This is a genomic window from Streptomyces sp. H27-D2 (assembly GCF_035828615.1).
Lineage (GTDB): Bacteria > Actinomycetota > Actinomycetes > Streptomycetales > Streptomycetaceae > Streptomyces.
In genome coordinates, this window is the sequence record NZ_JAYMZR010000028.1 from 35,963 (window position 1) to 62,097 (window position 26,135).

The following is a 26,135-nucleotide window of genomic DNA, read 5'->3' on the forward strand; positions in this document are numbered from 1 at the left end:
AGCGGCGCATAGGCTCGGGCCGTGCTTGATACGACACCACTGCTGATCGCCGTAGACCGGCTCGCCGACCGTCTGCGCGCGCTCCCCCAGAGCGCGCTGAACCGTGGAGCGGCGGTGGAGGGGCTGGCGCTGGCGCGGGAACTGGCGGCCCGCGCGCAGCGGCTGGAGAGCCCGCGGAGCGAGCCGCGGGAGCTGCCGGACGCGGGGGCGTTCGCGGTGGCGGACCAGGTGGCCGTCACCGGCCACGACCTGGGCAGGGCGCTGCGGAGCGCTCCCGGCGGGGAAGCGGAGCTGGCCGGCGCGGTCGCGCTCGTCGCGGCCTCCGCCAAGCGCTGCGGCCTCTGAGCCCGGGCCTGCCGGAGCGGGGGCGCGGGCTTGCGGGCGCGCGCCGGGCGCGAAGGGCGTGCCAACCGGCGCGGGCACGCGGGGCGCGATTCACCCGGACTCACCCGGGCGCGGACTGCCCCTGGCGCGGACTGCCCCGGGGGCGACCCACATGGCCGCGGCTCACATGGAGGCGGCTCACATGGAGGCGATGACCCGGTCCGCGAGCACATAGACGTTCTCGCGGCCGTAGCCGAAGGTCAGCGCGTACGCGCCGGCGATGCCGGAGCCGCCCAGCAGGACGGGGGCCGGTCCGGTCCGCAGCGCCTCGGCGAGCTGTTCGGCGGTCTCGCGGTGGCCCGGGGTCATGCAGATCGTGGTGCCGTCGCTGAAGACGTACACGTCGAGGGTGCCCAGCGGGCCGGGGCGCACGTCGGCGAGCGGGACGCGGTCCTCCGCCAGCTCGGCGAGCCGGGCGATGGTGCGGTCGTGGTCCGCGACGGTCGGCGAGGGGATGCCGCCCGGATGGCCGGCGTTGGGGTTCGGGCCGCCGCCGGGGTTGGCCTTTGACGGGTGTGAGGGGTGCCTGCGGCGGGCCGCGGCGCGTTCGGGGGACTCCTCGGTCTCCGCGACCTCGGCGGGCTCCAGCGCCTCGACGCTCTCGAAGGACTCCACGATCTCGTCGTACTCGTCCAGCTGGCCGGTGCCGAGCAGCGGCTCCAGACCGGCGAAGTCGGCCTGCCGGGGCACGTAGGCCGGGCCGTCCGGTGCGCCGTCCAGCAGACTGTCGTCGCCCATGCCGGCGTATCCGCCGAGCAGCGAGGGCGCGTCGGCGGCGTCGCGCGCCTCCTGGGCGGCCCAGAAGGCGCGCGCCTCGGCGAGTTCGCGCTCGCGCTCCTCGGCCAGTGCGTCGGCGACGGCGGCCCGTATCTCGGCGACGGGGGTGGCGCGGGCCGCGGGGACCGTGGCGCCGTCGAGGGCGGTGCTGTCGGCCTGACGGGCGGCGGCGAGTTCGGCGTGCAGCTCGCAGAGCTGACGGCGCACACCGCGGGCGGTGCACAGCGCGGCGGCTCCCAGCACCACGGCGGTGGTGGCGGCCAGCGGCAGGGCAAGAGAGATGGCGCTCACTGTCGTACTCCCGATTGCAGATGATCCCCCGACTTCCTACATCAGCCTGCGCTCTCGTGCTGAACGTTCCCAGTGTGCTTTGTCCCGAATTAGGGGGTCCTTTAGTCCTCATGCGTTCGGGTGATAACGCCCCTGACCTGCGAAAACAGAAATCCCCCAGGGCGTTGGTCACATCCTGGGGGACGTTCTGTCGCGATCAGGCGTCGGCCGGGGGCCGGCGCCGGGTCAGCTGAGCCGCTCGATGACCATGGCCATGCCCTGGCCGCCGCCGACGCACATGGTCTCCAGGCCGAACTGCTTGTCGTGCCACTGGAGAGAGTTGATCAAGGTGCCGGTGATCCGGGCGCCGGTCATCCCGAAGGGGTGGCCGATGGCGATGGCGCCGCCGTTGACGTTGACCCGGTCCAGGTCGAGACCCAGGTCCCGGTAGGACGGGATGACCTGCGCGGCGAACGCCTCGTTGATCTCCGCGAGGTCGATGTCGCCGATGGTCAGCCCGGCCCGCTTGAGCGCCTGCTTCGACGCCTCGACCGGGCCGTAGCCCATGATCTCGGGGGAGAGGCCGGAGACGCCGGTGGAGACGATCCGGGCGAGCGGGGTCAGGCCCAGTTCGCGCGCCTTGGTGTCGGACATGATCACCAGGGCCGCCGCACCGTCGTTGAGCGGGCAGCAGTTGGCCGCGGTGATGCCGCCGTCGGGCCGGAAGACCGGCTTGAGGCCCTGCACGCCTTCGAGGGTGACGCCGGCGCGCGGGCCGTCGTCGGCCGAGACGACCGTGCCGTCGGGCGTGGTGACCGGCGTGATCTCGCGCTGCCAGAAGCCGTCCGCGATGGCCTTCTCGGCGAGGTTCTGCGAGCGGACGCCGAACTCGTCCATCTCCTGACGGGTGACGCCCTTGATCCGGGCCAGGTTCTCGGCGGTCTGCCCCATCGCGATGTAGGCGTCGGGGACGATTCCGTCCTCGCGGGGGTCGTGCCAGTCGGAGTCGGGGGCCGACTGGGCGGCGCGTTCGGCGGTACGGGCCTCGGCGTCCGCGAAGAGCGGGTTGTGGGTGCCGGGCATGCCGTCCGAGCTGCCGTTGATCTGGCGGGACACCATCTCGACGCCGGCCGAGATGAACACGTCGCCCTCGCCCGCCTTGATCGCGTGCAGCGCCATCCGGGAGGTCTGCAGCGACGAGGAACAGTAGCGGGTGACGGTGCAGCCGGGCAGGTGGTCCATGCCCATCTGCACCGCGATGATCCGGCCCAGGTTGTGGCCCTGCTCACCGCCGGGGAGGCCGCAGCCCAGCATCAGGTCGTCGATGTCGCGGGGGTCGAGCTCGGGCACCTTGGCGAGCGCGGCCTTGATGATTTCGGCGGTCAGATCGTCGGGGCGCAGATCCTTGAGCGAGCCCTTGAAGGCGCGGCCGATCGGGGAACGGGCGGCTGAGACGATCACGGCTTCGGGCATTACGGCTCCGTAAGGGCGAGAAGGCAGGACTGTGTGGGAAGTTACCCGCACGTACCGCCCTGGTCACGGTTGTGGCCGTGTGATGCGGGACTCTTTTCTAAGCGCTCGCTCAGTTCGTGCGGGGCGGCTCGGGCACCGGGCCGTGGGGAGACGGGCGCGGCGCGTCGCGCGACGGCTCGTGGGGAGGCGCGCACGACGGCCCGCGCGCCGGCTTGCGAGCGCGCCCGCCGCCCGGCCGGGCGCGCCTCCGCTGCCCGTGACAGCGGCCCGCGCGCGCCGCCCCTCCGCGGAGGTGGGGCGCGGCCGGCCTCGTACGCGGACCGGGCTCCCGTCAGGAGCGCGTACCGGTGTCCGTGGCCTGGACGGTCCTGACGAGGCGGTCGTTCTGGTCGTACTGGCGCGAGGTCCCGGAGCTGGTGAAGGTGTCGCCGTCCTGGACGGCGCTCTGGCTGACGTCCACCCAGCCGAGGTAGTTGCCGTTCGGGTCGAACATCGGCTCGCTGATCCGGAAGGTGAAGCGGTTCGGCCCCGTAGGGGTCCAGGCGCCGGCTCCGCCGAAGACGAGGAACGCCTTTCCCTTCGGGGTGAACTGCACGGTGCTCGTGTAGGTCTGGCCCTCGAACTGGACCTGCAACGCCCACTTGCCGACCGGCGTGCCCGCGGCCCGGGTCGCGCTGCTCGGTACGGCCCGCTCTGTGGCCTGAGCCGCCGCGGACACCCCGGCCATGGGCACCACGGCCAGCACGGCGGCCGCCGCGAACAAGGTCGCCCGTATCCTGGCCCGCTTGACTCCCGATCGGTTCATGCTGTTCCTTCCCCCGCGCTTGGCGCGTTTCCTGCGGTGTCTGACGAAAAACACCGTGCGACCTCGGCCTCAACGGACACTTGAGGATGGCTGCAGCGGGGCTGTGGGGACGAGCGGCGCGGAGCGCCGCGGGCGAGGGGCCGCGGCCTCAGTCGAACACGACCTCCCGGCCGCTGCCGCCGCCCGCCGCGACGAAGTCCCGCAGCGACTCGGCCTCCGCCAGCACCGCCGCGGTGTCCGCAGCGGACAGCGGCCGGAACGGTGAGACGCGCAGCCGATCGCCGTCCACCGCCCACGTGCCCCGCACGAAGCCGTCGACGAGGAAGGTGGGCCGCACCATCGCCTGCCCGGGAGCCACTGCCTTCCGGTCCCCGTCGCTGATCACCCGGGTCCGGTCGGCGTGGCCCAGCACGAGGTTGTCGAACGCGGGCAGGAACCGCGCCGGCACCGCCAGCCCCGGGTCCGCGAGCCGCGCGTCCGGCAGGTCGTAGAGCTCCTTGCCCGCCTCGTCGCGGTAGACGCGCAACTGGCCCCGCAGGCCCTCGACCACCTCGCGCAGCCGGGTGAGCCCGGACCACGCCTGGATGTCCATGACGCCGGCCGGACCGAATGCCACCAGATAGCGCTTGATCATGGTCTCGACCCGCGGCGCCGCCTCCAGCGGCCCGCCGAGCCAGTCCTCCGCGAGCACACACGGCACCGAACCGCGGTTCCCCCAGAGGCCGCTGGGCGGCGGATGCAGCAGCGCCAGCAGGAAGTGCGCCGAGCCGGCGAGCGCGCTCGCATGACGGCCGGGGAAGCGCTTGGCGAGCAGCCGGCCCAGCTCCGGGCGGGTGAGCGTGCGGCCCGCCATCTCCTCGCGCGCCACCGTCGCGAGTTCGGCCAGGTCCAGGCCGGCGATCTCCTTGCCGAAGCCCTGCCGGGGCGAGCGGTCCAGCATGGGCTGGACCAGCGGGCGCAGCCAGCGGAAGTCGTCCGCGGCGAGCAGATGCTGCGTCGTACGGACCACGGCGCCGCGCACCACGCTCCGGTCGTGCAGCAGCGCGGCCAGGTCGTCGTGCCGGAAGTCCGCCAGCCGGGTCCACAGCCCCACGTACGGCGCGTCGGGGTCCTGCCCCTGCACCGCGACGAGGTGTTCGACGGCGTCGAGTGCGGTGCGGGAGGACCGGCTCACCAGCCATTGCCGTTCGAGCAGAGTCCGGTTGAGGGTACGCACAGAGAGGGCGGGCATACCCTCCAGTATCGCCCGGACCGCTCGAGGCCCACTCGAATCGCGGCCCGCACGGCAGCCCCGGCAGCGGCCAGGCCATGCCGAGGCCGCCCGGAGGCCGGAGGGGACCAGGTCAGCCGGCGGCCGAGATCCTGACCGCGACATTGCCCTTGTACGCGCCCTTGAGCAGCGAGATGAGCGCGTCGGGGGCCGCCTCGATGCCGCCCTCCACGGTCGTGTGCGGGAACACGAACCGGCCCTCGCCGACCCAGGTGGCGAAGTGCTGGGTCCACGCCATGATCTGGTCCGGGGTGTGATAGCAGGCGAACGGCCGGATTTCGAGGTGCTTGGTGATCGCCGTCATGAGGTCGAGCCGGGGGTGCGCCTGGTCGCCGACCTGCGCGGACAGCGCCCCGCAGAGGGCGAACCTGGCGTGCGGCGCGGCGAGTTGGATCGCGGCCTCGAACTGCTCGCCGCCGACGTTGTCGAAGAACACGTTGATGCCGTCCGGCGCGAGCTCCCGGAGCCGGTCGATCACCGGACCGTCGTGGTAGTCGAACGCGGCGTCGAAGCCGAGCTCATTGACCAGGTAGTCGACCTTCTCCTTGCTGCCCGCGCTGCCGATCACCCGAGCCGCGCCGCGGCACTTCGCGATCTGGCCGGCCAAGGAGCCCACGCCGCCCGCCGCGCCGGAGACGAACACCACGTCGTCCTTGCCGGCCTTGGCGATGTCGGCCATGCCGTAGTACGCGGTGGGGCCCTGGCTCAGGTAGTACGCGGGGCTCGGGAACAGGTCGGGGTCGACCTTGAAGTACGACTGGGCGGGGCCGGAGGAGTACTCGCTCCACCCCGTCATCGACTGGACCACGTCGCCGACCGCGAGGTCGGGGCTGCTGGAGCGGACGACGGTGCCGAGCGCGCCGCCGCCGAGCCGCTCGCCGACCTGGAACGGCGGTACCGGCAGCTGGGAGTCGGTCCGCATGAGGTCCTGGTAGGCAGCCGCCAGCGGCAGCAGGTCCGTGCGGACGAGGACCTCGCCCTGGCCCGGCTCCGAGAGCTCCACCTCGGCGATGTCGAAGTGTCCCCGGGCGAGCTCGCCCGTCAGGTGCTCGGTCAGCCGGACTTCCCGGGCCGTCCTCGGAATCTCCGGAACCACTCCGCTGCTCATAAGTCTCCTTCGTACGTTCGCGTTCGCCGTGGCGGGAACAGTTCTCAGTAGTACCCCGCAGTCCGCTGGAGCCGCGCTCGCGCGGCGCTGGACCCGCGCGCCGTGGGCGGTGGCCGCACGCCGGGGTCGCACGTCCTCGCGCCCCCTGCCCGTACGCCGTGGCCGTACGCCCCCTCGCGCCCCCGCCGGTACGGCTGTTCCGGAGAAGCTCCAGGGACTCCCGAGGCGGCGGGCGCAGCCTGGCCCGACATACGTCCCAGAGGAGATTCGATGCGGGTCCTGTTCACCGTATGGCCCATGACCGCCCACCTGTACCCGACCATTCCGCTCGCCTGGGCCTTGCAGGGGGCGGGCCACGAGGTGTGCGTCGCCTCGCATCCCGCGCTGAGCGGGGCCATCACGGCGGCGGGGCTGACGGCGGTGCCGCTCGGCGGCGAGGACTCCATGCCGGCGCTGTCCTCGGTGGGCGACTTCATGCTCGACCAGCAGGAGCGGGATCTGCTCGCGAAGGCGCTGGACATCGATCCCGCCGACAAGCACGCCTGGCACATGTTCAGCTACTACACGCTGGCCTCCCTGCGGATCTTCCACACCGAGGGCGTACCCGCGGGAGCGCCCGCCCCCGGAGCGGACCGGCTGGTCGAATTCGCGAAGGACTGGCGGCCGGATCTGGTGCTGTGGGACCTGTGGCCCGCGGCGGCGGTCGCGGCGCGGGTGAGCGGGGCGGCGCACGCCCGGCTGCTGTGGGGGCCCGACTACTGCGGCTGGGCCCGCAACCGGTTCCTGGAGCGCGGCGGCCGGGACGGCACCGGCATCGAGGACCCGCTGGTGGAGGTCGTACGGCCGGTGGCCGAGCGGTACGGCGTGGAGGTCGACGACGAGCTGCTGCTCGGCCAGTGGACCGTCGACCCGACGCCGGCGCCGCTGCGGCTGCCCACCCGTACCCGGGTCGTGCCGGTCCGGCGGGTGCCGTACACCGGCGCGGCCGTCGTCCCCGACTGGCTGTACCCGCGCCCGGAGCGGCCCCGGGTGGCGCTGTCGCTGGGGGTGTCGGGCCGGATGTTCCAGAACGACGCGGCGCTGATCTCCGACATGCTGGAGATGGTGGCGGAGCTGGACGTCGAGGTGGTCGCCACCTTGAACGACGTACAGCTCGCGGGGCAGCGGGTCCCCGCCAATGTGCGCACGATCGACTACCTGCCGCTCAACCAACTGCTGCCCACCTGCTCGGCGATCGTCCACCACGGGGGCGGCGGCACGCTCGCCGCCGCCGTGGCCCAGCGGGTGCCGCAGCTCATCCTGGAGGAGGAAGGGGTGGAGGCCGCCGCGTACGCCTCGTATCTCACCGGGCACGGCGCGGGCCTGACCCTGAACCCCCGGGAGCAGTCGGTGCCGCAGATGCGCGAGCGGCTGGTACGGGTCCTGGAGGAGCCCGCGTTCCGGCGGGGCACCGAGGCGCTGCACGCGGACTGGCTGGCGATGCCCAGCCCGAACGACGTCGTGCCGGTCCTGGAGCGGCTGACGGCGCGGCACCAGCGGCGCGGCTGAGCGGCGCGGCGGCGCGCGGCACCGGGAGCGCGGCCGAGCCGCACGGCCGCGCGCCTCCCAAGCCCCCCGAACCACAAGCCGCCCCGAGCCAACCGCTTCACCGCCGAATTCACCGCCGAATTCACAGCCGAACGGCTCCCGCACCGGGGTGGACGATCCCCGGTGCGGGAGCCGTTCGGCATGACATGACCGGTCAGCTGTTCGCCCGTACGAACTCCTTGACCGACGCGATGACGTAATCGATCATCTCGTCGGTCAGCCCGGGGTAGACGCCGACCCAGAAGGTCCCCTCGGTGACGATGTCGCTGTTGGTCAACTCGCCGACGACGCGGTGGGGTTGCTCGGCGTAGGCGGGGTGCCGGGTCAGATTGCCGGCGAACAGCCGCCGGGTGCCGATCTTCCGGTCCTCCAGGAAGGACACCATCGCCGACGCGGAGAACGGCGCGTCCGGGTCCACCGTGAGCACGAAGCCGAACCAGCTCGGGTCGCTGCGCGGCGTCGCCTCCGGGAGCAGCAGATGCGGCACGCCGTCGAGCCCGGCCCGCAGCCGGCTCCAGTTGTGCCGCCGCGCCTCGACGAAGGAGTCGAGTTTGTCGAGTTGACTGAGGCCCAGAGCCGCCTGGAGGTCGGTCGCCTTGAGGTTGTAACCGACGTGCGAGTAGATGTACTTGTGGTCGTAGCCCTCGGGCAGCGTGCCCAGCTGGTACTTGAAGCGCTTGAGGCAGGTGTCGCTGACGCCCGGCTCGCACCAGCAGTCCCGGCCCCAGTCGCGCAGCGACTCCACGATGCGGGCCAGCACCAGGTTGGAGGTGAGCACGCAGCCGCCCTCGCCCATGGCCAGATGGTGCGCCGGGTAGAAGCTGACCGTGGTCAGGTCGCCGAAGGTGCCGGTGGGCCGGCCGTCGTAGGTGGCGCCCACCGCGTCGCAGTTGTCCTCGATGAGGAACAGGTCGTGCTCGGCGGCGAGCTGGGCGATCTCCGCGACCGCGAACGGGTTGCCGAGCGTGTGCGCGATGATGACGGCCTTGGTACGCGGCCCGATGGCCTCGGCCACCCGCGCGGCGGTCGTGTTGTACGTGCCGAGCTCGATGTCCACGAACACCGGGACCAGGCCGTTCTGCAGGATGGGGTTGACCGTGGTGGGGAAGCCCGCCGCGACGGTGATCACCTCGTCGCCCGGCCGCAGCCGGCGGTCCTCCAGCAGGTGCGAGGTCAGCGCGGAGACCGCCAGCAGGTTCGCCGAGGAGCCCGAGTTCACCAGGTGCGCCTTGCGCCGCTTCATCTTCCGGGCGAAGGCCGCCTCGAACTTGCGGGAGCTGACCCCGGCCGCGATGCGCATCTCCAGGGCGGCTTCCACCAGCGCGACCCGGTCCTCCTCGTCCAGCACGGCGCCGGACGGCCAGATCTCGGTGACCCCGGGCACGAAGCCCCCGTCGGGCTGGACCTCCTGGTGGTACTTGCGGACCTCGTCCAGGACCAACGCCTTGTGATCGTTCACGTCCTCGTCCCTCCCGTTCGTATGCCGGCCACGTCGCATGGCTGGGGTGATGTGGCTGAGGTGATGTGACTGGGGTGAAGTGACTGGGGCATGTGGCTGGGGTCATAGGCCTGTCGTGTGGCCGGGCTCATGCCGCTTCGAGCAGGTCCCGCATCGAGGTGTCCAGGTCCCGGATCGGCCGCCAGCCCAGCAGCCGCCGCGCCTTGGAGATGTCCAGCTGTTGCCAGCCGACGGCGGACCGGGAGCCGCCCCCGCCCTGGCCCTCGTCCTGCCCCTCGTCCTCCACGACGGGCACCGGCAGGCCGCTGAGCGCGACCATGCGGGCGACGAGCCGGCGCGCCGGCACGGCTTCCCCGCGCCCGATGTTGACGATCTGTCCGGCGACGGCCGAAGCGGGAGCGAGCGCGGCGGCCAGCACCGCGTCGGCCACATCCCGCGCGTCCACGAAGTCCCGCCGCACACCCAGCGATCCGAACCGCAGCGCGGCCGGCGTACCGCCCGCGTCCCGGGTCCGCGCGGCTTCGGCGAGGTGGTCGGCGACGAGGCGGAGCAGGCTGCCGGCCGGAGTGCCGGGGCCGGACACGTTCGCGACCCGGAGCACCACCCCGGCAGGGCCGCCGTTCCTGGCCGCCCGCAGCACCGACTCGGTGCCGAGCAGCTTCGACCGCCCGTAGGGGGTCACCGGGCGGGCCGGGTCGTCCTCCGCGGTGCCTACGCCGGCGGCGCCCGGCCCGTACTCGTGCACGCTGCCCAGATGGACGAGGCGCGGGGCGCGGCCGGGCAGCGCCGTCAGCGCGCCGAGCAGCCGGTCGACCAACTCCGCGTTGCCCCGCGTCATCTGCTCCTCGGAGGCCCGCCAGGCCCGGCCGGCCGCGTTCACCACGAGCTCCGCGCGCTCCGCGGCCAGCAGGGCGGTGAGCCGGGCGGGCCCCGCGGCGTCCTCCAGATCGATCGCCACGGCGCTGCTCCGGGAGACCGGCAGGGCCGGGATGCCCGCGTGCTCCAGGGCGGCGCAGATGTGCCGGCCGAGGAAGCCGGAGCCGCCCAGCACGACGGCCCTCATCGCTGGTCCTGCCCGTGCTTGGCAGGCTTCCACCAGTCGGGGTGATCGCGGTACCAGTCGACGGTGTCGGCCAGCCCCCGCTCGAAGGGGACCCGCGGCGCGTAGCCGAGCTCCTCGCGGATCTTGGTCTCGTCCAGCGCGTACCGCAGGTCGTGTCCCTTGCGGTCGGCGACCCACCGGATCATCGAGCGGTCCGCGTGCAGCAAGTCCAGCAGCCGGTGGGTGATCGCGACGTTGGTCCGTTCGTCGCCGCCGCCGATGTTGTACGTCTCCCCGGCCCGGCCCCCGGTGAGCACCAGTTGGACGGCCCGGCAGTGGTCGTCGACGTGCAGCCACTCGCGGATGTTGCCGCCGTCCCCGTACAGCGGGAGCGGGACGCCCTCCAGCAGGTTGGTGATGAACAGCGGGATGAGCTTCTCGGGGTGCTGGTACGGGCCGTAGTTGTTGGAGCAGCGGGTGATCGACAGATCCAGGCCGTGGGTGCGCTGGTAGGCGCGGGCGATCAGGTCGGAGGCTGCTTTGGAGGCGGCGTAGGGGCTGTTGGGCAGCAGCGGCCGGTCCTCGGTCCAGGAGCCCTCGGGGATGGAGCCGTACACCTCGTCGGTGGAGACGTGCACCACCCGCTCGACGCCGGTGCGCAGCGCGGCCTCCAGCAGATTCTGGGTGCCGACGACGTTCGTACGGACGAACTCCGCGGCGGATTCCAGCGATCGGTCGACGTGCGACTCCGCGGCGAAGTGCACGATCGCGTCGTGGCCGGGCAGCAGATCCAGCAGCAGCGGCAGGTCGCAGATGTCGCCCCGGACGAAGTCGAGGCGCGGGTGGGCGGCGGGGAGGTTGTCCCGGTTGCCGACCTCGGTGAGCTTGTCGAGGACGGTGACCCGGGCGTCGGCGCACCGCGGGTATCCGCCCGCCAGCAGGGTGCGGACGTAGTGCGAACCGATGAAACCGGCGGCGCCGGTGACCAGGAGCTTCATGCTGCTACCTCGACTCGGGAACGGGAGCGCGGGCGGGAACGGGAGCGCGGGCGGGAGCGGGAGCCCAGGTGGCGAGGGTCCCGGCCGCCGCGGCCTCGGCGGCGGTGGGCGCGGCGGCGTCCCGCGCGGAGATCAGCGGCGGCTCCGAGAACCCCCAGGGCAGCGCCAGTTCGGGGTCCAGCGGGTTGATCTCGATCTGTGTGCCCGGCTGGTGGAGGCTGGACACGACGTAGCAGATGCAGGTGTCGTCGGTGAGCGCGAGGAAGCCGTGTCCGACGCCTTCCGGGACATAGACGGAGCGTCCCGACCCGGCGTCCAGCTCGACGGCCTGGTGGCGGCCGAAGGCGGGCGAGCCGACCCGCAGGTCCACGATGATGTCGCGCAGCGCGCCGCGCACACAGGTCACGTATTTGGCCTGGCCCGGCGGTACGGACACACCGTGGACGCCGCGCAGGGTGTTGCGCCTGGACACCGAGTAGTTGATCTGCCGGGGCGTGAAGGGATGTCCGAGCACGCGCTCCAGTTCGTCGGCGCGCATGCCCTCGTAGAAGTTGCCGCGTTCGTCCGCGATGCGGTCCGGAGTGATGAGGTACGCCCCGGGAACCGCCGTCTCGGCAACACGCATGGGTCCTGCCACCTTCCTCGGCCTCGGTGCCCGGCCGGCGTCCCCGGTCGAGGGTGAGCCGTACATCGCGGCCGGCTCCTCGCTGAGCCGGTCGTCCCCGCCGCGCGCCGCCGGGCACGGTCGTACGGCAACGTAGGTCGCCGCGCTGGAGGGCGGGTCGCCTGATCCTCGGGTGCCGGGCGGGCCTCGGAGGGTGGGCGGGGGCGTCGGGACAGGTGGGTCGGAGGGCGCCGCGAACGCGCGGGAGGGGCGTCCGGACCGTTGCCCGGACGCCCCTCCTCGGAGCCGCGACCGCAGGGGTCTCAGGCCGGGTTGTGGGTCTTGTCGGCCCATCTGGCGGAGTCGTGCGTCACCATGCGGGAGCGGGTGTACAGCTCCCCGTCGCGGCGGATCAGCAGGTCCTCGACGATCGTGGTGGGCTCGAAGCTCACCTTGCCGTCGCCGTCGGTCAAGGTCACCATCGCCTGGTAGCGGACCCACAGCGAGTCGTCGTCCTGCGGCTCGATCCGCATCCTGTCGAACCAGTACCGGTAGACCAGCCCGTCGTAGTACGGGATGTTCTCGTCCCTGGCCCGGCGCGCGGAGGTCTCCTCGACCCGAGGCCGCTGCGCGTCGCCCCGGCGGGCCGACATCTCCTTGAGCAGCTGCACCCGCCCCTCGAACTTCCAGCCGAAGGGCTGGTGCTCCATCGTGCAGTCCTCGGTGAAGGTCTCCAGGAACTCCTCCAGCCGCCGGTCCTCCAGCAGCGGCATCTGCCGTGCGTAGAACTGCTGTACTTCCACATACAGTTCGGCGCTGACCCGCTGTCCGGAGCCCCGCGGTACTTGCGTTGCTTGAGGCATTCCCGCTCCTTCCGATCACGGCGCCCCGCCTCGGCCGGCGGTGCGCACCCGCCGAGGTTGATGCGATCCACTGGACCGGCTCTGGAGAACCGGTCCAGTCCTGTTCGGCCGTCGATGAACGGCCGTCGGCGAATCGCCGCTATACGGTCGCCGCCGGAGCGGTGGCCTCCGGTGCGTCCTGCTCCGTCTGCGTGGCTGTGGCCAGGGTCGGAGACGGGGTCGGGGTCGGGGCCACCGGCGGACGGGCGCGGCTCCAGCGCCGCATGGCCGGACGTTCCACGAGCGTGTGCAGCAGCCACGCGAGGACCAGCGTGATCGCGAAGGTGAGGACCGTGTCGCGGAGGATGCCGGACGGGGTCCACACCTTCATCCAGAAGTCCCGCCGGGCGATGCCGATGGGTCCGTAGCTGACGACGAGGAAGTGCACGATGTAGAAGGCGTAGGAGATCTCGCCCAGCCACACCATGACCCGGCCGCTGAACGGCGTGCGCCGGCCCTGCGCGTCGGCGGTCGCGGCGGCGGCGATCACCAGGGCGAGCGGGAGCGCGGTCGGGGCCACCCGGCCGTACTCGCCGGGCAGATACGCGGCGGCGACGAAGGCGGCGGCGGCGATCAGCATGGCCGGGCCGAGCCGCAGGCCGATCCAGCGCTTGTCGAGCACGATGCGCGCCACCAGGATTCCCAGCACGAACTCCAGCAGCCGGGGCACCGGGAAGTAGTAGACGAACCAGTAGTCCCACCAGGGGATCGGGTCGAACTGCATCAGCGGCGCGCCGGGCAGCGTCAGCTGGGCGATGAGCGGCACCGCGAAGATGGCGAGCGTCGCGCCGCCCACCCACCGCCACAGGTGTTCCTCGCGGATGCGCCGCACCGCGAGCAGCAGCCAGGGGAAGGCCAGGTAGAACAGCAACTCGCAGGCCAGCGACCAACTGGGGGTGTTGACGCCGGGCCCTTGGATGACATCGAAGTCCGGTATCCAGCTCTGCACGAGGAACAGCGTCGGGACGGTGTTGGCGGCCGTCACCGCCACCCCGGTGTAGATCATCAGTGCCACGGTGGCGGCCAGCGTCACGAGGTGGTTCGGAAAGACCTTCACGAGGCGGCGACGCCAGAAGCGCAGCCGGGTGTCGCCGGGCCGTGCCACCCAGGTGAGGACGAAACCGCTCAGGATGAAGAAGAACGAGACGCCCTTGTTGCCCGCGTCGAACAGGTAGGACGCGTAGTCCTTCTCCGATCCGGCGCCGCGGGTGAGCAGGAATCCGCCCGCGTGGGAGAGCAGGACCAGGAACGCGGCGATGAATCGAAGGCCGGTGAGCGAGGGCAGTCGGGAGGTCCCGCTGTCGGGCAGCGGGCGGTTGTCTGGCGCTGGCATGGCGCGCTCCGTAAGTTGTCGGGCGGTCCGGGCCTCGGCCCCGTCGGCCGAGCGCGGAGCCACAACGTCCCGCGAAGGTGTGGAACACGGCTCGATTCCCCGTGGACCCGCGGTACCGGCGGTACCGGCGGTACCGCCGAATCCGCGGCAGCCGGGGCAGTCGGGGCAGCCGGGGAACGAACGGCAGCCGGGAGCCGAACGGCGTACGGCCCACCCGCCCCTCGCGGGACCGATGGGCCGTACGGCGTACACCGCTCGGAAGGTGTCAGCCACCGCTCGGAAGGTGTCAGCGGGCGGGCTCGGGCGCCGGCTGCCTGGGGGACTCGCCGGCCTCCTCGTCCCCGGCGGGCCCCGCCGCCTCATCCTCGTCCGGAGCGGTGTCGGGAGCCTTCCTCGGCAGCGCGAACATCAGGGCGAAGACGATCGCGAGGCCGCCGGCCACCCACCACAGCGCATGCGTGAAAGCGCCGGTGAAGACCTCGCCCATGGGCTCGCGCCGCGGGTCGGCGTCGTCCACGATCCCGAAGAAGGCGATGGAGACCAGGCCCAGCCCGAAGGCCAGGCCGAGTTGATTGGTCGTGTTGATCAGGCCGGAAGCGGAACCGGCGTGTTCGCGCGGCACCTCGGACAGCACGGAGTCGGTGATCGGCGCGACGATCAGGCCCATGCCGACGCCCATCACGGCCAGCGGCAGCGCCATCTGCCAGCTCCGGATGTCCGCCCCGTACTGCTCGGCCTCCCAGATGTAGAGCAGCACACCGGCGAGCTTCACCAGCGCCCCGGCCTGGAGCACCTTCCGCCCGTACAGCGGCACCAGCACCTGTACGGACATGCCCGCCGACACGGCGGCGGCCACCGAGAAGGGCAGCCCGGTCAGGCCCGCGTGCAGCGCCGACCAGCCGAGGCCCAGCTGCATGTACAGCGTCCAGACGAGGAAGAAGATGCCGGAGACGACGCCGTAGGTCAGCTGCACGCCGATGCCCGCCGCGAAACTCTTGATCCTGAACAGGGACAGTTCGACGAGCGGAGAGCCGTCCCTGCGGGTCTTGGCCCGCTCGAACCGCACGAACACGACGAACAGCGGCAGGCTCGCGGCCATGGACACGAAGCCCCAGGCGGGCCAGCCGGCCTCGCGGCCCTGGGTGAGCGGGTAGAGCAGCATCAGCAGCCCGACGCTGGCCAGGCCCACCCCGATGAGGTCCAGGCGCAGCACCTTCGGCGCCTTGGACTCGGAGATGAAGCGGTAGCCCAGGATCAGCCCGGCGATCCCCACCGGCAGGTTGACGAGGAAGATGGGACGCCACTCCAGCCCGAACAGATTCCACTCGGTCAGCAGAGCGCCGATCATCGGCCCCATCACCGAGCCCAGGCCGATCATCGCGCCGAACATCCCGAAGACCTTGCCGCGCTCCTTGGCGGGGAAGGTGACATGGATGATCGACAGCACCTGTGGCACCATCAGCGCGGCCATGCCGCCCTGGAGCACGCGGGCGGCGACCAGCATGCCGGGGCCCGAGGCCAGGCCGCACAGCGCGGAGGTGAGCGTGAAGCCGGCCATACCGATCAGGAACAGCCGCTTGCGGCCGTAGATGTCGCCGAGCCGGCCGCCGGTGATCAGACCGATGGCGAACGCGAGTGCGTAGCCGGCGGTGACCCACTGGATCGCGCTGAACGACGCGCCGATGTCCTGCTGGATGCTCGGAATGGCGATGTTGACGATGGTGACGTCGACCAGGTCGAGGAAGGTGGCGGTCATCACCACGGCCAGCGCCAGCCAGCGCCGTCGGTCGGAGACCGGACCGGCCGCCGTGCCTGAAGCGGAACTCATGCGGATTCTCCTAAGGAACGGCACGCACGGACGCGCGGGACAGAAGTGTGCCGATCCGCGCTCGCGGCGGACTCGACTCCCCGTGGAACGGGGCGCCCTGCCGGCGGCTTGGCGCGGGGCGACGGCGTCGCTCCGGGGGCAGACCACCCGGGGTCGAGCGAGCCGCGACTTTGCCGCCACATGCTGCGACCGCGCTGTCCTGAATTTTCAGCCTGTCCGGCGATTGAGGACACCCGTCCACCGGCCGGATCCGGTCAACACTGCGGTCACCGCACGAACGTGCCGGCGACGCTCCGAGGAGGATCCCGATGAAGGCGCTCGTGCTGGCCGGAGGGCTGGGAAGCCGACTGCGTCCATTCAGTCATTCCATGCCGAAGCAGTTGATCCCGATCGCCAACAAACCCGTCCTGGTCCATGTCCTGGAGGACCTGCGCGCCATGCGCGTCACCGAGGTCGGGCTGGTGGTCGGCGACCGTGGCCAGGAGATCTCGGCGGCGCTCGGCGACGGTTCCGCGCTGGGCGTGCGGATCACGTACATCCAGCAGGACGAGCCCCGGGGGCTCGCCCACTGCATCGGCATCGCCCGGGACTTCCTGGGCGACGAGGACTTCGTGATGTACCTCGGCGACAACATGCTCACCGAGGGCGTCCAGGACATCGCGGAGGAGTTCCGCACCCGCCGCCCGACGGCGCAGATCGTGGTGCACAAGGTGCCGGACCCACGGGCGTTCGGGGTCGCGGAGGTCGACGGGAACGGCCGGGTGGTGCGGCTCGTCGAGAAGCCGCAGGAGCCGCGGAGCGATCTCGCGGTGATCGGCGTGTACTTCTTCACCCCGGCCATCCACGAAGCGGTCGCCGCGATCGGGCCGAGCGCCCGCGGCGAGCTGGAGATCACCGACGCCATCCAGTGGCTGGTGTCCCGGGGCGACGACGTGCAGGCGCGGATCTACTCCGGCTTCTGGAAGGACACCGGCCGGGTCGAGGACGTACTCGACTGCAACCGCGAACTCCTGGACCACCTCGCGCCGTCCGTGCTGGGCGAGGTGGACGGCGCGAGCGAGCTGGACGGCCCGGTGGTGATCGAGGAGGGCGCGCGCGTCGTACGGTCGCGCATCGTCGGCCCGGTGATCATCGGCGCCGGGACGGTGATCAAGGACAGTTACGTCGGCCCGCACACCGCGATCGGCCGGGACTGCGTGCTCAGCGCGGCCGGGCTGGGCTACTCGATCATGCTGGACGGCGCGGCGGTCGAACGGGTGGGCGGACTCCACGGCTCGGTCATCGGACGGGACGCCACGGTCACCTCGGGAGCCCTCGCCAGCCGCATCCGGCTGGTGGTCGGCGACCACTCCAGCGTGGAGGTCGCCGCCTGACGGGCTCCCGAACGGCGATGGGGCCCGCGGCATGCCGCGGGCCCCATCGCGCCGGCGTCATCACCAGAGGTGCAGGTGCGGACGCGCGGACGCCGCACCGACCCCGTGGCCAGCCGGGTCCACCGGCGCGGGCAGCCGCCGGCGCCGGCGGTGCTTGATCAGCGCCCAGGGGCCGCGCAGCCCGAAGGCGCCGGCCGCGGCCACCTCCGTACCGCCCTCGGACACCGCCCGTGCGGCAGCCTTGGCCACCGGCAGCACGCCTACACGGCCGGGCCGCTCCTCCTCCGGCCACAGGCCGAGAGAGGCGCACAGCGTCGGCAGCATCGCCATCGCGGCCGTCGCGTAGCCCTCCGCCGAGGGGTGGTAGTTGTCCGGGCCGAACAGCTCGCGCGGGTTCGCCTCGAACTCGGGCGCGAGCAGCGCGCCCAGCGAGACCGTCCGGCCGCCCTGCTCCACCACGCCGATCGTCTGCGCGGCGGCCAGCTGGCGGCTCAGCCGGCGGGCCACCCAGCGCAGCGGCTGGTACACCGGCTCGATCGAGCCGAGGTCGGGGCAGGTGGCGACGACCACCTGGCAGTTGGCCGCGCGCAGCCTGCGGACCGCGTCGGCCAGCAGCCGCACCGATCGCGCGGGCGGCATCCGGTGGGTGACGTCATTGGCTCCGATCATGATCACGCACACGTCGGGGAACAGGTTGTGGTCGGCCAGCAGCAGCGTCACCTGACGCTCCAGGTCGTCCGACTGAGCGCCGGGGAGCGCGACGTTGTGCAGGTCCACCGGACGCTCCGCGACCGCTGAGAGCCCGGCGGCCAGCAGCGCGCCGGGCGTCTGCCGCGCGCGGTGCACGCCCTGCCCCGCCGCCGTCGAGTCGCCGAGGAAGCCGAGGCGCAGCGGCCGCAGGCCCGTATGGCGGGTGAACGTGGCCCCGTAGCAGCCGTCGGCGACGGGCGGCATGTCGGAGGAACCGCCGACCGTGCGCTTCGCGAGCCGGACCTCGGCGATCAGCAGGCCCACGGCCGCGCCGCCGAGCAGACCGACGCCGCCGCCTCCGTAGGCGGCCGCGGCCGCGATCCGTCGGGCGACTCTCGCCCTGGACATCGTCATCGGCATGGACCACTTCCCATTCCCGCTCCCACTCAACGATTCGTACACCAGCTCATTGCCCGGTGCGGGTCTCCGCGCAACGCCCCCGAACCAGGGAAGGGCGTCCATTCGACACCCGAACTCTCGATCGTGGGTGGAATCCGGCTGCCGTCCAACTGTCGTCCGGCTGCGGTATGGCTGCGGTATCCCTTCCCGGTCTCCGCCGGATCTCCGCCCGATCCCTTCCCGATTGTCGCTCGCCACCCGTCCGCGCCGCGGCGCGGACCGGCACAGAACGGTACGGATCAGTCGCCGATCAGCCACTGTCGGTCATCGAACAGCCACCGGCCGACGGAAGGCGGGCTCAGCGCAATAGGCTGACGGGACGGGCACGATCCGACGGCTGCCCCTGAAAGTGGAGACCACGGTGCAGTATCACGATTCGATGATCGAGCTTGTCGGCAACACCCCGCTGCTCAAGCTCAACAACGTGACGGAGGGCCTACAGGCCACCGTTCTCGCGAAGGTCGAGTACTTCAATCCGGGCGGCTCGGTGAAGGACCGCATCGCCGTACGCATGATCGAAGCCGCCGAACGGTCGGGCGAGCTCCAGCCGGGCGGCACGATCGTCGAGCCGACGTCCGGCAACACGGGCGTGGGGCTGGCGATCGTCGCGCAGACCAAGGGCTACAAGTGCATCTTCGTCTGTCCTGACAAGGTTTCCACCGACAAGATCAATGTGCTGCGGGCGTACGGCGCCGAGGTCGTGGTCTGCCCGACCGCGGTGGACCCCGGGCACCCCGACTCGTACTACAACGTCTCGGACCGGCTGGTCCAGGAGACACCGGGCGCCTGGAAGCCCGACCAGTACAGCAACCCGAACAACCCGCTCTCGCACTATGAGTCCACCGGACCCGAGCTGTGGCAGCAGACGGACGGGCGGATCACCCACTTCGTGACCGGCGTCGGCACCGGCGGCACGATCTCCGGGACCGGCCGGTACCTCAAGGAGGCATCCGAGGGCCGGGTGCGGATCATCGGCGCGGACCCCGAGGGCTCCGTCTACTCCGGCGGCTCCGGCCGCCCGTACCTGGTGGAGGGCGTGGGCGAGGACTTCTGGCCTAGCGCCTACGACCAGCGGGTCACGGACGAGATCATCGCGGTCTCCGACAAGGACTCCTTCCAGATGACCCGCCGCCTCGCCAAGGAGGAGGGGCTGCTGGTCGGCGGCTCCTGCGGGATGGCGGTCGTCGCGGCGCTGAAGGTCGCCGAGGGCCTCGGTCCCGACGACGTGGTGGTCGTGCTGCTGCCGGACAGCGGGCGCGGCTACCTCAGCAAGATCTTCAACGACGAGTGGATGAACGACTACGGCTTCCTCGACGAGCACGGCACGGCGGCGCGCGTCGCCGATGTGCTCGCCAACAAGGCGGAGTTCGGCTCGACGAAGGACGGCCTGCCCTCGCTCGTCCACATGCACCCCGAGGAGACGGTCGGCGAGGCCATCGAGGTGCTGCGCGAGTACGGCGTCTCGCAGATGCCGATCGTCAAGCCGGGCGCCGGCCACCCCGACGTGATGGCCGCCGAGGTCATCGGCTCGGTCGTCGAACGCGAGCTGCTGGAAGCGCTGTTCACCCAGCGGGCGGCACTGACGGACCCGCTGGAGAAGCACATGAGCGCGCCGCTGCCGCAGGTCGGCTCCGGCGAGCAGGTCGCCGACCTGATGTCCGTACTGGAAGCGGCCGACGCGGCCGTGGTACTGGTGGAGGGCAAGCCGACGGGCGTGGTGAGCCGGCAGGATCTGCTGGCGTACCTGGCGAAGAGCGCGAAGTAGGCCGGCCCCTCGGGGCCGCGGCGGGGTGCGGGAGGCGGGCGAGCGGGGCGGGGCGGGCTTCGCACAACCGGTACGTGCGCGTCACGCGCCCGCAGCACCGGCTTAACACGGGTCGGGCACATTGGAGTTCGTCGGCAGCGATGCCGACACCCCACATGTGGCCCCACGGATCTCCGGAGCGGCTCCCGGACCTCCATTGGCCGCTCGGACGCGGCAGCCCGGCCCTGACCCGGCCCGCGTCCCTCGCGGGGACCGTCCTCGTCCCGGCCCCGGTGTCGACACCGGGGTGAGGCGGCCCCCGCGCACACTTCCCCGCGAGGCAGCGGCGGCGCGCTTGCGCCACTACGGCGGAGGGCTCCGGGCTTCCTTACGGGAAGTCTCGGAGCCCTCTCGCGTTGACTTGTGGGTTGGGTTGTACGGACGGCCGCTGCGGCGATGTGGCCGGTGCGGCCAGGTGGATCGATGGTCCGCGGGAAGGTCGCGGGGTGCACGTCCGCCGCCTGCGCGGGGCGCACGGTCGCCGCCTGGGCGGGCGTACAGCCGTGCCTGCGCGGGGTGCACAGCCGCCGCCCGTGCTCAATCCTCCCAACGGTCCTCGGACTTGCGCTCGCGGCGGTGCGTCCAGGGCAGCAGTTCCGAGGCGTAGACCGCCGCGTTGACGCCGACGATCCCCGCCCAGGTGACCAGCAGACCGGGCAGCCCGGCGTTGACCACGCTGATCGCCGACAGCGGGATGGCCAGCACCAGCGTGACCACGGCGAACGCGAACCGGCCGCCGAAGCCGCCGTCGCCGCTCTGCTTGGGGCGGGCGCCGCGGGCGACCGCCATCTGTTGCTCGGCGAGCTGTCGGCGCACGCGGCGCTCGACCGTCCCGTCAAGCTGCTTCTCGACCTTTTCCAGGAACGAGTCGACCAACGCGCTCTCGTACTCCGACCCCAGCTCTTTACGAGCGTTGAGGGTCGCGTCGAGTTCCTTCTTCAGCTCAGGGTCGCGGGCTTCCATGGCGTCAACGCTACGGTCGCGCGCCGATCGCGTCGGTAGGGTTAGCCCCCGGATTCGGACCGGGGCTGTCCCCCCGGCGGACAAGGAGCAGCCCGTGGCCCCGCGTGTGGACCAGTCCCCGACCTCCCCTTCCGCGATCCCGTCCCCGGCCGCGCCGCTGCTGGCGTCGCTCGCGGAGTCGGCAGGCGACCGCGCCGACGCGCTGACCGTCGCGGGACGGCAGTGCTCACGCGAACGGCTGCTGGGCGCGGCGGGCGCCGTCGCGGCCCGTATCGGCGGGGCCAAGGCGGTGGCCGTACGGGCGGACGCCTCGCTGGAGACGGTCGTGGCCGTGGTGGCAGGGCTGCTCGCGGGCGTCCCGGTGGTGCCGATGCCACCCGACTCGGGGCCCGCCGAGCGGGACCACATCCTGCGCGACTCGGGGGCGGAGCTGCTGCTGATGAGCGGGGTGGCGGCGGGCGAGGCGGCGGGTACGTCTGCGGGGACGTCAGCCGGGACCGGGAATGCCGCCGGTGCCGCTACGGGAGGGCAATCCGGCGGCGCGGCGATCCAGGTCGTCCCCGCCAGTCCCGGCATTCCCGTCATTCCCGTGGACCTCTCCGAAACCGCCTCCTGGGACCACCCGGAACCCGATCCCGCCGGCACCGCGCTGATCCTCTACACCTCCGGCACCACCGGCGCCCCCAAAGGCGCGCTCATCCCGCGCAGCGCCGTGGCCGCAGACCTGGACGCCCTCGCCAAGGCGTGGGCCTGGACGTCCGACGACACGCTGGTGCACGGGCTGCCGCTGTTCCACGTGCACGGCCTGGTGCTGGGCGTGCTGGGCGCGCTGCGCACCGGAAGCCGGCTGGTGCACACGGGCCGCCCGACCCCGCAGGCGTACGCGGCGGCGGGCGGCAGCCTGTACTTCGGCGTCCCCACGGTCTGGTCCCGGCTCGTCCAGGACCCCGCCGCCGCACGCGCGTTGAGCGGCGCACGGCTGCTCGTCTCCGGCAGCGCCCCACTGCCCGCCCCCGTCTTCCGCGACCTCGCGGCGCTCACCGGACTGCGTCCGGTCGAGCGCTACGGCATGACCGAATCCCTGATCACCGTCTCGGCCCGCGCCGACGGCGAGCGCCGCCCGGGATGCGTCGGCACCCCGCTGGCCGGCATCAGGACCCGTATCGCGCCGATCGAGCAGGAACCGGGCGAGGCGGAGCGGGGCGCGGCGGAACGGAGCGGGGGCGGCGCGGAAGCCGATGCCTCGGGCATCGGGGAGCTCCAGCTCACCGGCCCGACCCTGTTCACCGGCTACCTCAACCGCCCGGAGGCCAGTGCGGCTTCCTTCACGGCGGACGGCTGGTTCCGTACGGGCGACATCGCGGCCATCGACCCGGCGGACGGCAACCACCGCATCGTCGGCCGCGCCTCCATGGACCTGATCAAGTCGGGCGGCTACCGGATCGGTGCGGGCGAGGTCGAGAACGCCCTGCTGGACCACCCGGCGGTGCGCGAGGCCGCCGTCGTCGGGGCGGCCCACCCGGACCTCGGCCAGGAGATCGTGGCTTACGTCGTCGCCGACGGCGTGACCGGCCCCGAACTGATCGACTTCGTGGCCGGCCACCTCTCCGTCCACAAACGCCCCCGCCGCGTCCGCTTCCTGGACGCGCTGCCGCGCAACGCGATGGGCAAGCCGCAGAAGCGGCTGCTGCCGCCGGGGTAGCGGGGAGGGCGGGGTCGGCCGAGAACGTACGCTCATGGCTCACCCACGGAAGGTCCCGCCAGATGAGCACGCCCCCGTACCCGCCGCAACCCGGCCCCGGTGCACCGCAGTACGGGCCGCCGCCCGGCGCCCCCGGAGGGCCGCCGCCGCCGTTCCCGCAGCAGGGGTACGGGCAGCAGGGCTACGGACAGCCGCCGCATCCCCCGCAGCAGTACCCGTCGTACCCGGCGTACGGGCAGCCGCCCGGCGGGGGTTGGGGGCAGCCGCCGAAGAAGGGCGGTGCGGGGAAGGTGGTCGCGATCGTGCTCGGGTCGCTGTTCGGGGCCTTCATCATCCTCAGGGGCGTCGCCGAGGTGATGCCGGGCGGCGGCGACAGCAGCGGGTCCCAAGCGTCCCCCGAGTACACGCTGACCGTGCCGAAGACTCTGCAGAGCGGCAAGTACACCTTGGTCAAGGATCTGACGGCAGCACTCGACTCGCCATCGGTGCCCAGCGACGGATCCAACGCACACGGCATGGAGCCTGCGGGTGGGCAGTACTCCGCGCAGGCAGGTGACGGCGTTGAATCGCTGGTGTTTTCCGGGCAGTACGGTTCCATCGACGACCCGGGTACCGCCAGGGACAGCTTGATCCGGGGGTTCTCCGAGGGCGATGGCGCCGAAATCACGGTCCCCGAGCGGGAGATCACTCCCACCGGGTCCGACGAGGCGTTGACCTGTGGGGTGGGGGTGAAGCGACAGACCGGTCAGGACCTCACGCTGCCGTTCTGCGTCTGGGCCGACTCGGGCACTGTCGCGATGGTCGTCGAGAACGGGCTTTTCAGCAGCGACACGTCCCCCGAATCCGTCGACCTCAAGGCTTTTGCGAACAAGAGCGGTCTCGTCCGCGACGAGGTGCGCGTCCCCGTCAAGTGAGCTGCTCGGAGGGCGCGCAGGCCGGGGAGTCCGCAGCGCCCTCCGGCAGGCCGCCGGCCCAGACGCCACGCCGGCCAACCGAATAGCTCAGCGTTGTCAGTCGGCGGTGCCGGGCGGTACCACCCACCGCATCGGCTGGCCGGTCACGGCCTTGATCATGTCGTAGTCCCCGTCGTAGTGCAGGACAGTCACGCCATGCCGCTCGGCGGTCGCAGCGATGATCAGGTCCGGGACCGAGAGGGCCTTCCAGTTTCCTCCCGCGATGAGCCGCGCCTGTACGTCCAGGGCGCGATCCCATGCCTCGTCGGGGGTCGGGAGCCAGTCGAAGCCCCTCATCTCGTCCCGGATGCGCTCAGCGTCGGATTTGGACCGGGCGCTGTGCAGAACCTCGATTTCGACGGCCCCGCACACTGCCAGCAACCCGGCGTTGTGCCATGGCTCGATCACGGCGCGGACAGCCGGTTTCGGGTAGCGGGCGAGTGCGGACTTGTCGATGAGGTACCGGTCTGTCACGCGACCTGCTGCGGTCCGTGCGGTCCGTGCGGTCCGTGCGGACCGTCCGCGTCGGCCTGGGTTTCGACGGGGCCGGTCAGGTCCGGCAGGCCGCCTTCAGCGAGCCAGTTGAGGAACGAGGCGCGCTTGCGGCGCTTGATCGCGTCCTCCAAGGCCGCGTTGACCGTGGCGACCTTCGTCGTGGTTCCGAAGATCTCAGCAGCTTCGGCGAGCATCTTGTCGTTGACGTCTATGACGGTTCGCGTCATGGAAACCTCCTCGTGGGCCGCTGGCCTTCACTGCCGTCATGATATCAAAAACTCGTCTGATCGATATCAATTCCGGTGTGGCCCTGGTGTGCCCCTGGTTCAGGTGTGCCTGGTTCGCCAGAATCGGGAGCAGTCGGCCGCATGCCGGCCGCGCCGGAACGGAGGCCGGGGGTGACGGGCCGGTCATGGACGGCTGTCCCTCTCTTCCTTCGCCTATGCGCAAGTCGGCGTCAGACCGTCACTTCTTCGTCAGACCGTGCTCGGCGGCCCACGCGGCGGCGACCCGGTCCGGGTCCTTCTTGTCCTTGTCCACCAGGGCGTCCAGCCGGGCGAGTTCGTCGGTGGTGAGCACGGAGCCGAGCCGGGCCAGCGCCCGGCGGACCAGCAGGTCGTTCTTGCCGCTGCGGACCAGCGGGACGATGTGCTGGGCGGGGATGAGGCTCTTGGGGTCGGCGAGCGCCACCCAGCCGTTCTCCTCGATGTCGGCGTCGGTGCTGAACAGGTTCCCGACGTCGATCTGGCCCTTCTTCAACGCCCCCTTGACCAGCGGACCGGCGGTGTCCAGCGCCTTGAACTCGCGGAAGGTCACGCCGTACTCGTCCTTGAGGCCGACGAGCCCGACGACCCGCTTCTTGTCCTCGGCCGGGCCGCCGAAGACCAGTTCGCCGTCGTATTTCGTGAGGTCCGTCATGCTGCGCAGCCCGCGCTTCTCGGCGGTTTCGCGGGTGACGACGAAGACGTCCTTGTTCTCGGCGGCGGCGTACGGCAGCGCCTCGATGCCGTTGGGGAGCGCGGCTGTCAGCGCGTTCTGCAGGTCGCCGCCCTCGGTGGCCTTCGCGCTGTCGTCGAGGTGCGGCAGCAGGCTGCCCTGGTACTCCGGGAGCAGGTCGATGTCGCCGCTGCGCAGCGCCGGCACGACGATCTCGCGGGAGCCGAGGTTGGGCTTGACCGTGGCTTTGACGCCTTCAGCGCGCAGCGCCTCGGCGTAGAGGTGGCCGAGGATCTGGTTCTCGGTGAAGTTGGCGGTGCCGATGACGAGGCCGCCGGCGCTGCTGCCGCCTCCGGACGCGGACTTGCCGCCGTCCAGCGAGGTGATTGAGGCGCCCCGAAGTTTCCGGACAGCGCGCGCCGCATCAGTGGGCGGCGGCAGCCGCGCGGTGCCGGAAGAGGAAGCGCTGGAGTCCGGCGAGGGCCAGGTCGATGACGACGGCCATCGCGCCGACCAGCACCGCCCCGCCGAGCACCTGCACCAGATCGCGCTGGGCGAGGCCGTCGAAGACATAGCGGCCGAGGCCGCCGAAGCTGACGTACGCGGCGATGGTGGCGGTGGCCACGACCTGCACCACCGCGAGCCGTACCCCGGTCATGACCAGCGGCAGCGCGAGCGGGACCTCGACCCGTACGAGCATCTGCGTGCCGGTCATGCCCTGGCCGCGCGCCGCGTCCTTGACCTCGGGGTCGACGGCCGCCATCCCCGCGTACGTGTTGGTGACGATCGAGGGGATCGCGAGGGCGACCAGCGAGACGTACACCGGCCACATGCTCAGCCCGCTGGCCAGGAACACCAGCGTCACCAGGCCGACGGTCGGCAGCGCGCGGCCGAAGCCCGCGAGGTTGATGGCGAGGAAC

The 26,135-nt window shown here is 71.9% G+C and carries 24 protein-coding genes; 6 read left to right on the plus strand and 18 right to left on the minus strand.

Annotated elements, in window-relative coordinates:
• Nucleotides 1-21: 21 nt before the first annotated feature.
• Nucleotides 22-345 (plus strand): hypothetical protein, encoded by a 324-nt coding sequence (locus QMK28_RS13660; RefSeq protein ID WP_326437532.1) that lies wholly within the window; start codon nucleotides 22-24, stop codon nucleotides 343-345.
• A gap of 177 nt (nucleotides 346-522) precedes the next feature.
• On the opposite strand, the gene QMK28_RS13665 is transcribed toward QMK28_RS13660, so the two are convergent.
• The 5 genes from QMK28_RS13665 to QMK28_RS13685 form a co-directional block, all read right to left on the minus strand.
• Nucleotides 523-1,452 carry a hypothetical protein gene (locus tag QMK28_RS13665; RefSeq protein ID WP_326437534.1) on the minus strand — a complete coding sequence of 310 codons (930 nt, stop codon included), beginning with the start codon at nucleotides 1,450-1,452 and terminating at the stop codon, nucleotides 523-525.
• A 225-nt stretch (nucleotides 1,453-1,677) separates the two neighbouring features.
• Complete coding sequence (locus QMK28_RS13670) at nucleotides 1,678-2,904, minus strand: acetyl-CoA C-acetyltransferase (RefSeq protein WP_326437536.1); 1,227 nt, start codon at nucleotides 2,902-2,904, stop codon at nucleotides 1,678-1,680.
• 331 nt (nucleotides 2,905-3,235) lie between these two features.
• Nucleotides 3,236-3,709 carry a hypothetical protein gene (locus QMK28_RS13675; RefSeq protein ID WP_326437537.1) on the minus strand — a complete coding sequence of 158 codons (474 nt, stop codon included), beginning with the start codon at nucleotides 3,707-3,709 and terminating at the stop codon, nucleotides 3,236-3,238.
• Nucleotides 3,710-3,857: 148 nt separating this feature from the next.
• Nucleotides 3,858-4,940: a winged helix DNA-binding domain-containing protein gene (locus QMK28_RS13680; RefSeq protein WP_326437539.1), complete on the minus strand. Its 1,083-nt coding sequence runs from the start codon at nucleotides 4,938-4,940 to the stop codon at nucleotides 3,858-3,860.
• Nucleotides 4,941-5,052: 112 nt separating this feature from the next.
• Entirely contained in the window at nucleotides 5,053-6,087 is a 1,035-nt protein-coding gene (locus QMK28_RS13685) for an NADP-dependent oxidoreductase (protein ID WP_326437541.1), read from the minus strand.
• A 270-nt stretch (nucleotides 6,088-6,357) separates the two neighbouring features.
• Here QMK28_RS13685 and QMK28_RS13690 point away from each other — a divergent pair, with 270 nt between their 5' ends.
• Nucleotides 6,358-7,635: an activator-dependent family glycosyltransferase gene (locus QMK28_RS13690; RefSeq protein WP_326437543.1), complete on the plus strand. Its 1,278-nt coding sequence runs from the start codon at nucleotides 6,358-6,360 to the stop codon at nucleotides 7,633-7,635.
• A 193-nt stretch (nucleotides 7,636-7,828) separates the two neighbouring features.
• Here QMK28_RS13690 and rfbH read toward each other — a convergent pair whose 3' ends face one another.
• From rfbH to QMK28_RS13725, 7 genes are all read right to left on the minus strand, one after another.
• Complete coding sequence (rfbH, locus tag QMK28_RS13695; protein ID WP_326437545.1) at nucleotides 7,829-9,133, minus strand: lipopolysaccharide biosynthesis protein RfbH; 1,305 nt, start codon at nucleotides 9,131-9,133, stop codon at nucleotides 7,829-7,831.
• 127 nt (nucleotides 9,134-9,260) lie between these two features.
• Complete coding sequence (locus QMK28_RS13700) at nucleotides 9,261-10,196, minus strand: NAD-dependent epimerase/dehydratase family protein (RefSeq protein WP_326437547.1); 936 nt, start codon at nucleotides 10,194-10,196, stop codon at nucleotides 9,261-9,263.
• A complete protein-coding gene (gene rfbB, locus QMK28_RS13705; protein ID WP_326437549.1) occupies nucleotides 10,193-11,173 on the minus strand; it encodes a dTDP-glucose 4,6-dehydratase in 981 nt (326 codons plus the stop codon). Before rfbB ends, QMK28_RS13700 begins: the two co-directional genes overlap by 4 nt.
• A 4-nt stretch (nucleotides 11,174-11,177) precedes the next feature.
• A complete protein-coding gene (locus QMK28_RS13710) occupies nucleotides 11,178-11,798 on the minus strand; it encodes a dTDP-4-dehydrorhamnose 3,5-epimerase family protein (protein ID WP_326437551.1) in 621 nt (206 codons plus the stop codon).
• Nucleotides 11,799-12,100: 302 nt separating this feature from the next.
• The gene (locus QMK28_RS13715) at nucleotides 12,101-12,640 is read right to left on the minus strand and encodes a nuclear transport factor 2 family protein (RefSeq protein WP_326437553.1); all 540 of its coding nucleotides are present in this window, start codon (nucleotides 12,638-12,640) and stop codon (nucleotides 12,101-12,103) included.
• Between the two features lie 139 nt (nucleotides 12,641-12,779).
• On the minus strand, nucleotides 12,780-14,012 hold the full coding sequence (locus QMK28_RS13720) for an acyltransferase family protein (protein WP_326437555.1): 1,233 nt from the start codon (nucleotides 14,010-14,012) through the stop codon (nucleotides 12,780-12,782).
• 286 nt (nucleotides 14,013-14,298) lie between these two features.
• Nucleotides 14,299-15,840 carry an MFS transporter gene (locus QMK28_RS13725; protein ID WP_326437557.1) on the minus strand — a complete coding sequence of 514 codons (1,542 nt, stop codon included), beginning with the start codon at nucleotides 15,838-15,840 and terminating at the stop codon, nucleotides 14,299-14,301.
• 308 nt (nucleotides 15,841-16,148) lie between these two features.
• Between QMK28_RS13725 and QMK28_RS13730 the strand changes: the two genes are divergently transcribed.
• A complete protein-coding gene (locus tag QMK28_RS13730) occupies nucleotides 16,149-17,213 on the plus strand; it encodes a glucose-1-phosphate thymidylyltransferase (RefSeq protein ID WP_326437559.1) in 1,065 nt (354 codons plus the stop codon).
• A gap of 60 nt (nucleotides 17,214-17,273) precedes the next feature.
• On the opposite strand, the gene QMK28_RS13735 is transcribed toward QMK28_RS13730, so the two are convergent.
• Nucleotides 17,274-18,317 carry an SGNH/GDSL hydrolase family protein gene (locus QMK28_RS13735; protein ID WP_326437583.1) on the minus strand — a complete coding sequence of 348 codons (1,044 nt, stop codon included), beginning with the start codon at nucleotides 18,315-18,317 and terminating at the stop codon, nucleotides 17,274-17,276.
• 406 nt (nucleotides 18,318-18,723) lie between these two features.
• Here QMK28_RS13735 and QMK28_RS13740 point away from each other — a divergent pair, with 406 nt between their 5' ends.
• Complete coding sequence (locus QMK28_RS13740) at nucleotides 18,724-20,127, plus strand: cystathionine beta-synthase (protein ID WP_326437561.1); 1,404 nt, start codon at nucleotides 18,724-18,726, stop codon at nucleotides 20,125-20,127.
• A 576-nt stretch (nucleotides 20,128-20,703) separates the two neighbouring features.
• On the opposite strand, the gene QMK28_RS13745 is transcribed toward QMK28_RS13740, so the two are convergent.
• On the minus strand, nucleotides 20,704-21,129 hold the full coding sequence (locus QMK28_RS13745; RefSeq protein ID WP_326437563.1) for a hypothetical protein: 426 nt from the start codon (nucleotides 21,127-21,129) through the stop codon (nucleotides 20,704-20,706).
• A gap of 157 nt (nucleotides 21,130-21,286) precedes the next feature.
• Between QMK28_RS13745 and QMK28_RS13750 the strand changes: the two genes are divergently transcribed.
• Nucleotides 21,287-22,831: an acyl-CoA synthetase gene (locus QMK28_RS13750; protein ID WP_443050719.1), complete on the plus strand. Its 1,545-nt coding sequence runs from the start codon at nucleotides 21,287-21,289 to the stop codon at nucleotides 22,829-22,831.
• A 62-nt stretch (nucleotides 22,832-22,893) separates the two neighbouring features.
• Complete coding sequence (locus QMK28_RS13755) at nucleotides 22,894-23,745, plus strand: hypothetical protein (protein WP_326437565.1); 852 nt, start codon at nucleotides 22,894-22,896, stop codon at nucleotides 23,743-23,745.
• Between the two features lie 96 nt (nucleotides 23,746-23,841).
• Here QMK28_RS13755 and QMK28_RS13760 read toward each other — a convergent pair whose 3' ends face one another.
• The 4 genes from QMK28_RS13760 to QMK28_RS13775 all read right to left on the minus strand — a co-directional run bounded on the left by QMK28_RS13760 (nucleotide 23,842) and on the right by QMK28_RS13775 (nucleotide 26,080).
• On the minus strand, nucleotides 23,842-24,258 hold the full coding sequence (locus QMK28_RS13760) for a PIN domain nuclease (protein WP_326437567.1): 417 nt from the start codon (nucleotides 24,256-24,258) through the stop codon (nucleotides 23,842-23,844).
• Nucleotides 24,255-24,506 carry a type II toxin-antitoxin system VapB family antitoxin gene (locus tag QMK28_RS13765; protein WP_326437569.1) on the minus strand — a complete coding sequence of 84 codons (252 nt, stop codon included), beginning with the start codon at nucleotides 24,504-24,506 and terminating at the stop codon, nucleotides 24,255-24,257. The genes QMK28_RS13760 and QMK28_RS13765 overlap by 4 nt, the downstream gene beginning before the upstream one ends.
• Before the next feature lie 238 nt (nucleotides 24,507-24,744).
• Nucleotides 24,745-25,656 (minus strand): ABC transporter substrate-binding protein, encoded by a 912-nt coding sequence (locus QMK28_RS13770; RefSeq protein ID WP_326437587.1) that lies wholly within the window; start codon nucleotides 25,654-25,656, stop codon nucleotides 24,745-24,747.
• On the minus strand, nucleotides 25,640-26,080 hold the full coding sequence (locus QMK28_RS13775; RefSeq protein WP_326437589.1) for an ABC transporter permease: 441 nt from the start codon (nucleotides 26,078-26,080) through the stop codon (nucleotides 25,640-25,642). Before QMK28_RS13775 ends, QMK28_RS13770 begins: the two co-directional genes overlap by 17 nt.
• Nucleotides 26,081-26,135: the final 55 nt, after the last annotated feature.

Coding starts and splice junctions, on each gene's coding strand:
- QMK28_RS13685 (WP_326437541.1), bottom strand. CDS start 6,087: ATGAGCAGCGGAGTGGTTCCGGAGATTCCGAGGACGGCCCGGGAAGTC.
- QMK28_RS13675 (WP_326437537.1), bottom strand. CDS start 3,709: ATGAACCGATCGGGAGTCAAGCGGGCCAGGATACGGGCGACCTTGTTC.
- QMK28_RS13755 (WP_326437565.1), top strand. CDS start 22,894: ATGAGCACGCCCCCGTACCCGCCGCAACCCGGCCCCGGTGCACCGCAG.
- QMK28_RS13690 (WP_326437543.1), top strand. CDS start 6,358: ATGCGGGTCCTGTTCACCGTATGGCCCATGACCGCCCACCTGTACCCG.
- QMK28_RS13730 (WP_326437559.1), top strand. CDS start 16,149: ATGAAGGCGCTCGTGCTGGCCGGAGGGCTGGGAAGCCGACTGCGTCCA.
- QMK28_RS13765 (WP_326437569.1), bottom strand. CDS start 24,506: ATGACGCGAACCGTCATAGACGTCAACGACAAGATGCTCGCCGAAGCT.
- QMK28_RS13700 (WP_326437547.1), bottom strand. CDS start 10,196: ATGAGGGCCGTCGTGCTGGGCGGCTCCGGCTTCCTCGGCCGGCACATC.
- QMK28_RS13725 (WP_326437557.1), bottom strand. CDS start 15,840: ATGAGTTCCGCTTCAGGCACGGCGGCCGGTCCGGTCTCCGACCGACGG.
- QMK28_RS13680 (WP_326437539.1), bottom strand. CDS start 4,940: ATGCCCGCCCTCTCTGTGCGTACCCTCAACCGGACTCTGCTCGAACGG.
- rfbB (WP_326437549.1), bottom strand. CDS start 11,173: ATGAAGCTCCTGGTCACCGGCGCCGCCGGTTTCATCGGTTCGCACTAC.
- QMK28_RS13715 (WP_326437553.1), bottom strand. CDS start 12,640: ATGCCTCAAGCAACGCAAGTACCGCGGGGCTCCGGACAGCGGGTCAGC.
- QMK28_RS13745 (WP_326437563.1), bottom strand. CDS start 21,129: ATGGAAGCCCGCGACCCTGAGCTGAAGAAGGAACTCGACGCGACCCTC.
- QMK28_RS13710 (WP_326437551.1), bottom strand. CDS start 11,798: ATGCGTGTTGCCGAGACGGCGGTTCCCGGGGCGTACCTCATCACTCCG.
- QMK28_RS13670 (WP_326437536.1), bottom strand. CDS start 2,904: ATGCCCGAAGCCGTGATCGTCTCAGCCGCCCGTTCCCCGATCGGCCGC.
- QMK28_RS13720 (WP_326437555.1), bottom strand. CDS start 14,012: ATGCCAGCGCCAGACAACCGCCCGCTGCCCGACAGCGGGACCTCCCGA.
- QMK28_RS13735 (WP_326437583.1), bottom strand. CDS start 18,317: ATGACGATGTCCAGGGCGAGAGTCGCCCGACGGATCGCGGCCGCGGCC.